This is a genomic window from Vibrio sp. 2132-1 (assembly GCF_033344315.1).
The window spans coordinates 1-6,232 of the sequence record NZ_JAWPON010000038.1 but is presented as its reverse complement, the minus strand read 5'-3'; the positions used below and the strand labels follow the sequence as shown (position 1 = coordinate 6,232).

Genomic DNA, 6,232 nt, shown 5'->3' with positions numbered 1-6,232 from the left:
GGTTGATGAAGTACTGCCTGAACAACCCATGCGTCAGTGGGTGTTGAGCTTCCCGTTTCAGCTGCGTTTCCTGTTTGCCAGCCGGCCCGAGATCATGGGGTGGGTGCTGGGCATCGTTTACCGCGTCATTGCCACGCACCTGGTCAAGAAAGCGGGCCATACCCACCAAGTGGCCAAGACGGGCGCGGTCACCCTGATCCAGCGTTTTGGATCGGCGCTCAATCTGAATGTTCACTTCCACATGCTGTTTCTCGACGGTGTGTATGTCGAGCAATCCCACGGCTCAGCGCGTTTCCGCTGGGTCAAGGCGCCGACCAGCCCAGAGCTCACCCAGCTGACGCACACCATCGCCCACCGGGTGGGTCGCTATCTGGAACGGCAAGGCCTGCTGGAACGGGATGTCGAAAACAGCTATCTGGCCTCGGATGCGGTGGATGACGACCCGATGACACCCCTGCTGGGGCACTCGATCACTTACCGTATCGCTGTCGGTTCACAGGCGGGGCGAAAGGTGTTCACTTTGCAAACTCTGCCGACCAGTGGTGATCCGTTCGGTGACGGGATTGGCAAGGTAGCCGGGTCCAGCCTGCACGCCGGCGTGGCGGCCAGGGCCGATGAACGCAAGAAGCTCGAACGGCTGTGCCGGTACATCAGCCGCCCGGCGGTATCCGAGAAGCGGCTGTCGTTAACACGAGGCGGCAACGTGCGCTACCAGCTCAAGACGCCGTACCGGGACGGCACCACGCACGTCATTTTCGAACCATTGGATTTCATTGCAAGGCTGGCCGCCCTGGTACCGAAGCCCAGAGTCAACCTAACCCGCTTCCACGGGGTGTTCGCACCCAACAGTCGGCACCGGGCGTTGGTCACGCCGGCAAAACGGGGCAGGGGCAACAAGGTCAGGGTGGCTGATGAACCGGCAACACCAGCACAACGGCGAGCGTCGATGACATGGGCGCAACGGCTCAAGCGTGTTTTCAATATCGACATCGAGACCTGCAGCGGCTGCGGCGGCGCCATGAAAGTCATCGCCTGCATTGAAGACCCTATAGTGATCAAGCAGATCCTTGATCACCTGAAGCACAAAGCCGAAACCAGCGGGACCAGGGCGTTACCCGAAAGCCGGGCGCCACCGGCTGAGCTGCTCCTGGGTCTGTTTGACTGACGAGCCTGAAGGCCAACGATACCAATCAAAATGCTGCGTTCACAGCGCCGCGGCAGGGATCCGCCGTGCTGGTTGTCGGAAAAGGAGCCGCTAGTGGGAAAGAGGAGGGTAAATTTTCAGCGTTGCTGGCTCCCCGTCAGCCGGATTGGGTTGCATCGCAGGGGTGTCGAAAGAGTCAACTGCGGTCCAAAGCTGTTGGACTTGGGTGAAAAGGGCGTTTATTCTTCCTATACGTATGATTCAAACTGCAGATGAGTTACATTTGAAAGAAAAGGTGAAAAAACCAATTGAGAAATTATTGCATGTGCTTAATGCCTCAAATAAAAAATTAATTATTCAATACCGATCATTATGAAACTATCATTAATTGTTGCCATGGATAAAAATTTTGGCATTGGTAAAGACAACGATTTGTTATGGAAATTGCCGGCTGATATGAAATTCTTTAAAGAAACTTCAACAGGTCATGTAGTAATAACCGGACGTAAAAATTATGAATCTATTCCTGAGAAATTTAGACCCTTGCCAAATCGTGAAAATGCCGTTTTAACTCACCAAATCGGCTATCAAGCACCAGGAGCTCATGTCTTTTTTTCACTTACTGAATGTTTAGAGTTCTATAAAAATGAAACCGAAAGAACTGTTTTCATCATTGGTGGGGGACAAATTTATGCAGAAGTTATGCAGCGAAACATCCTTCAAGAAATGTATATCACACAAGTAGATGGAGTGTTTGACGCAGATACTTTTTTTCCTAAATTTTCTGAATCTGAGTGGAATAGTGAAACTGTACTGAAACAGGGTATTGATGAAAAACACGCTTTTGCTTTTGAAATAAAAAAATATACACGTAAATAACTCTAAAACTTACTGTTTTTGTTGAAATGTTTTGTATGTAACGGTTTCAAAACTTCAACGACCTTACTAACTTTGCCTCCTTATGATTTTATGTATAGCTGAAAAACCTTCTGTGGCAAAAGATATTGCCGAAGTAATTGGTGCAAAACAACGCAACAACGGCTTTTATGAAGGAAATGGCTATTGGGTAACCTGGACTTTTGGCCATCTGTGTACATTGAATGAACCCCATGATTACAAAGAAAATTGGAAATACTGGAAATTGGAAGATCTGCCAATTGTACCTAAAAAATTTGGCATTAAACTAATTGATAACGATGGAGTAAAAAGGCAATTTGCTGTTATTGAAAAATTGGTAGCATCTTGTTCTGAAGTCATCAATTGCGGGGATGCCGGGCAGGAAGGGGAGTTGATACAAAGATGGGTATTGGCACCTGGTCAAGAAAGCGGGCCATACCCACCAAGTGGCCAAGACGGGCGCGGTCACCCTGATCCAGCGTTTTGGATCGGCGCTCAATCTGAATGTTCACTTCCACATGCTGTTTCTCGACGGTGTGTATGTCGAGCAATCCCACGGCTCAGCGCGTTTCCGCTGGGTCAAGGCGCCGACCAGCCCAGAGCTCACCCAGCTGACGCACACCATCGCCCACCGGGTGGGTCGCTATCTGGAACGGCAAGGCCTGCTGGAACGGGATGTCGAAAACAGCTATCTGGCCTCGGATGCGGTGGATGACGACCCGATGACACCCCTGCTGGGGCACTCGATCACTTACCGTATCGCTGTCGGTTCACAGGCGGGGCGAAAGGTGTTCACTTTGCAAACTCTGCCGACCAGTGGTGATCCGTTCGGTGACGGGATTGGCAAGGTAGCCGGGTCCAGCCTGCACGCCGGCGTGGCGGCCAGGGCCGATGAACGCAAGAAGCTCGAACGGCTGTGCCGGTACATCAGCCGCCCGGCGGTATCCGAGAAGCGGCTGTCGTTAACACGAGGCGGCAACGTGCGCTACCAGCTCAAGACGCCGTACCGGGACGGCACCACGCACGTCATTTTCGAACCATTGGATTTCATTGCAAGGCTGGCCGCCCTGGTACCGAAGCCCAGAGTCAACCTAACCCGCTTCCACGGGGTGTTCGCACCCAACAGTCGGCACCGGGCGTTGGTCACGCCGGCAAAACGGGGCAGGGGCAACAAGGTCAGGGTGGCTGATGAACCGGCAACACCAGCACAACGGCGAGCGTCGATGACATGGGCGCAACGGCTCAAGCGTGTTTTCAATATCGACATCGAGACCTGCAGCGGCTGCGGCGGCGCCATGAAAGTCATCGCCTGCATTGAAGACCCTATAGTGATCAAGCAGATCCTTGATCACCTGAAGCACAAAGCCGAAACCAGCGGGACCAGGGCGTTACCCGAAAGCCGGGCGCCACCGGCTGAGCTGCTCCTGGGTCTGTTTGACTGACGAGCCTGAAGGCCAACGATACCAATCAAAATGCTGCGTTCACAGCGCCGCGGCAGGGATCCGCCGTGCTGGTTGTCGGAAAAGGAGCCGCTAGTGGGAAAGAGGAGGGTAAATTTTCAGCGTTGCTGGCTCCCCGTCAGCCGGATTGGGTTGCATCGCAGGGGTGTCGAAAGAGTCAACTGCGGTCCAAAGCTGTTGGACTTGGGTGAAAAGGGCGTTTATTCTTCCTATACGTGCCGCGTTCCAGGCGGCGACTATGAGGGCTATGTCGATGCCCATGTGCGCCGGCTGGAGGCGCTACGCCGGGCCGGTATCGTCGAGCGGATCGACGCCGACCAATGGCGCATCCCCGATGATCTGGTCAGCCGTGCCGCCGCCCATGACGCCGGCCGAGACAGTCAGGCCAGCGTTCGCGTCCTTTCCCCGGTCGATCTGAACAAACAGATCGGATCGGACGGCGCGACCTGGCTGGACCGGCGGCTGATCCACGGCGAGACGGCCGACCTTGCGCCAACCGGCTTCGGGCAACAAGTCCGCGAAGCCATGGACCAGCGCCGCGAGCACCATATCGAACAGGGCGACGCCACCCGCAGCCGGGACAGCCGCGTCTTCTACCGGCGCAACCTTCTCGCCATCCTGCGGGAGCGCGAGGTAGCCGGCGTCGGATCGGATATGGCTTTGAGTAAGGGCCTGCCGTTCCGCGCCGCCACGGACGGCGAGAGCGTCAGCGGCAAGTTTACCGGAACCGTGCATCTATCGAGCGGCAAGTTCGCCGTGGTCGAGAAATCCCATGAGTTCACCCTTGTCCCGTGGCGGCCGATCATCGACCGCCAACTCGGCCGCGAGGTTATGGGCATCGTGCAGGGCGGGTCGGTGTCGTGGCAGTTAGGGCGGCAGAGGGGGCTGGAACGCTGAGTGCGCCCATGCCGCATTGCGAAGCAAAAGATAATCGGATAAAATGTAGCAATTCATATTCGTAAGCGTGGAGTAATCAGATGGGAAATTCCAAGTCAGCAGACAAGTAAGCCGCAACAACCAGTATTGTTGTTGCGGCGCTCTGTAAGGCTAGTCTCATCTGATTGCTGACGAGCAGACGTCGCCCGGTATTCCTTAATCGAGGGTTGATTCGTCATGACCACCACACGCCCCGCGTGGGCCTATACGCTGCCGGCAGCACTGCTGCTGATGGCTCCTTTCGACATCCTCGCTTCACTGGCGATGGATATTTATCTCCCTGTCGTTCCAGCGATGCCCGGCATCCTGAACACGACGCCCGCTATGATCCAACTCACGTTGAGCCTCTATATGGTGATGCTCGGCGTGGGCCAGGTGATTTTTGGTCCGCTCTCAGACAGAATCGGGCGACGGCCAATTCTACTTGCGGGCGCAACGGCTTTCGTCATTGCGTCTCTGGGAGCAGCTTGGTCTTCAACTGCACCGGCCTTTGTCGCTTTCCGTCTACTTCAAGCAGTGGGCGCGTCGGCCATGCTGGTGGCGACGTTCGCGACGGTTCGCGACGTTTATGCCAACCGTCCTGAGGGTGTCGTCATCTACGGCCTTTTCAGTTCGATGCTGGCGTTCGTGCCTGCGCTCGGCCCTATCGCCGGAGTATTGATCGGCGAGTTCTTGGGATGGCAGGCGATATTCATTACTTTGGCTATACTGGCGATGCTCGCACTCCTAAATGCGGGTTTCAGGTGGCACGAAACCCGCCCTCTGGATCAAGTCAAGACGCGCCGATCTGTCTTGCCGATCTTCGCGAGTCCGGCTTTTTGGGTTTACACTGTCGGCTTTAGCGCCGGTATGGGCACCTACTTCGTCTTCTTCTCGACGGCTCCCCGTGTGCTCATAGGCCAAGCGGAATATTCCGAGATCGGATTCAGCTTTGCCTTCGCCACTGTCGCGCTTGTAATGATCGTGACAACCCGTTTCGCGAAGTCCTTTGTCGCCAGATGGGGCATCGCAGGATGCGTGGCGCGTGGGATGGCGTTGCTTGTTTGCGGAGCGGTCCTGTTGGGGATCGGCGAACTTTACGGCTCGCCGTCATTCCTCACCTTCATCCTACCGATGTGGGTTGTCGCGGTCGGTATTGTCTTCACGGTGTCCGTTACCGCGAACGGCGCTTTGGCAGAGTTCGACGACATCGCGGGATCAGCGGTCGCGTTCTACTTCTGCGTTCAAAGCCTGATAGTCAGCATTGTCGGGACATTGGCGGTGGCACTTTTAAACGGTGACACAGCGTGGCCCGTGATCTGTTACGCCACGGCGATGGCGGTACTGGTTTCGTTGGGGCTGGTGCTCCTTCGGCTCCGTGGGGCTGCCACCGAGAAGTCGCCAGTCGTCTAACCGACGACTGGTAGCAGGCCCGCTCCGATGCGGCGCACTAACCATCGAAACCTCGTGAATGTCGGTATCCTGTCTGGCAGGATACCGCTCATTTCCCTTGTTCAGTTCATCGCCGTCGCCGAGCATCTGAATTTTCGGCATGCGGCCAAGGCACTTGGTATCAGCCAGTCGAGCGTCAGCGCGCGTGTGAAAGCGCTGGAGGATAACCTTGGTGTCCTGCTATTTGAGCGCCATGCGCGGGGCGTTCGGCTAACAGACGCAGGCAGGCACTTCATGGAGCGTGTCACGGCGGGTGTCGATCAACTCGATCACGCAGTGAAGACCGCGGAGTGACGGGCACTGGCTGGCAATGTCTAGCAACGGCAGGCATTTCGGCTGAGGGTAAAAGAACTTTCCGCTAAGC

Annotated in this window: 5 protein-coding genes and 2 pseudogenes; all 7 read left to right on the top strand. The window is 55.7% G+C overall.

Features of this window, described 5'->3' with window-relative positions; translation table 11 throughout:
* A partial coding sequence (locus tag R8N47_RS23100; protein ID WP_000320694.1) for an IS91-like element ISVsa3 family transposase occupies positions 1-1,165 on the top strand: 1,165 nt, incomplete at its 5' end.
* Positions 1,166-1,510: 345 nt separating this feature from the next.
* Positions 1,511-2,023, top strand: a complete 513-nt coding sequence (locus tag R8N47_RS23095; protein ID WP_086371372.1) for a dihydrofolate reductase — start codon at positions 1,511-1,513, stop codon at positions 2,021-2,023.
* Positions 2,024-2,105: 82 nt separating this feature from the next.
* Positions 2,106-2,441: pseudogene (locus tag R8N47_RS28880) on the top strand (toprim domain-containing protein); the annotation flags it as partial.
* 13 nt (positions 2,442-2,454) lie between these two features.
* Positions 2,455-3,483: pseudogene (locus R8N47_RS23090) on the top strand (IS91-like element ISVsa3 family transposase); the annotation flags it as partial.
* A 30-nt stretch (positions 3,484-3,513) separates the two neighbouring features.
* Positions 3,514-4,398 (top strand): DUF3363 domain-containing protein, encoded by an 885-nt coding sequence (locus R8N47_RS23085; protein WP_001447541.1) that lies wholly within the window; start codon positions 3,514-3,516, stop codon positions 4,396-4,398.
* Positions 4,399-4,614: 216 nt separating this feature from the next.
* Positions 4,615-5,829: a chloramphenicol/florfenicol efflux MFS transporter FloR gene (gene floR / locus R8N47_RS23080; protein WP_000214122.1), complete on the top strand. Its 1,215-nt coding sequence runs from the start codon at positions 4,615-4,617 to the stop codon at positions 5,827-5,829.
* 27 nt (positions 5,830-5,856) lie between these two features.
* Positions 5,857-6,162: a LysR family transcriptional regulator gene (locus R8N47_RS23075; protein WP_001255015.1), complete on the top strand. Its 306-nt coding sequence runs from the start codon at positions 5,857-5,859 to the stop codon at positions 6,160-6,162.
* The last annotated feature ends 70 nt before the right edge of the window (positions 6,163-6,232 follow it).

Excerpts from the sequence above, each read along its gene's own strand:
- R8N47_RS23085 (WP_001447541.1), top strand. The coding sequence starts at position 3,514 with ATGCTGCGTTCACAGCGCCGCGGCAGGGATCCGCCGTGCTGGTTGTCG.
- floR (WP_000214122.1), top strand. The coding sequence starts at position 4,615 with ATGACCACCACACGCCCCGCGTGGGCCTATACGCTGCCGGCAGCACTG.
- R8N47_RS23075 (WP_001255015.1), top strand. The coding sequence starts at position 5,857 with ATGCGGCGCACTAACCATCGAAACCTCGTGAATGTCGGTATCCTGTCT.